This is a genomic window from Vibrio sp. 704, from assembly GCF_033339295.1.
The window spans coordinates 1-674 of record NZ_JAWOUH010000492.1; the positions used below are offsets into that span (position 1 = coordinate 1).

At 42.9% G+C, this 674-nt stretch carries 2 tRNA genes and 1 rRNA gene; all 3 read right to left on the reverse strand.

Annotated features, from left to right (window positions below):
• Window positions 1-351 precede the first annotated feature (351 nt).
• Window positions 352-427 (reverse strand) — tRNA-Glu (locus R7R24_RS27315).
• A 10-nt stretch (window positions 428-437) separates the two neighbouring features.
• A tRNA-Ala gene (locus tag R7R24_RS27320) sits at window positions 438-513 on the reverse strand.
• A 96-nt stretch (window positions 514-609) separates the two neighbouring features.
• Window positions 610-674, reverse strand: a 16S ribosomal RNA gene (locus R7R24_RS27325); the annotation flags it as partial.

Consider the following 674-nt stretch of genomic DNA (forward strand, 5'->3'; position numbering starts at 1 on the left):
TCGCCTCTGACTGCCAAGGCATCCACCGTGTACGCTTAGTCACTTAACCATACAACCCGAAGGAGTTTCGAGTTGATGTTCAAATCACCAAAGTTGTCTCTCATTATTTGAATGAGCGAGAGACATTCGATTTTGCCGGACTCATCTCTTTACCTTCATTTTTAGAAAAAATGAAAACAAAAAGCCAAGAACACTTGAATGTGTTTTTTGGTGTTTATCTTTCGATAAACATTGAGAACTTTACAAACAACAATAAATTGTTGTTTTGTCAGCTTTCCAAATTGTTAAAGAGCTAATCACTTCTAATGAAGTAACCATTTTTAAAAACTCTCAGGAGAGAATGTTTAAAAATGGTATCCCGTAGGGGAGTCGAACCCCTGTTACCGCCGTGAAAGGGCGGTGTCCTAGGCCTCTAGACGAACGGGACACTGAGTATGTGGTGGAGCTAATCGGGATCGAACCGATGACCTCTTCGCTGCCAGCGAAGCGCTCTCCCAGCTGAGCTATAGCCCCACATAAATTGCTTCAGCATTTTATGCAGAACCAATTTTGCTCTGAAATCTAAACCATATCAATCTGTGTGGACACTCATCGTGAATAATCATCGTTTAAGGAGGTGATCCAGCGCCAGGTTCCCCTAGCGCTACCTTGTTACGACTTCACCCCAGTCATGA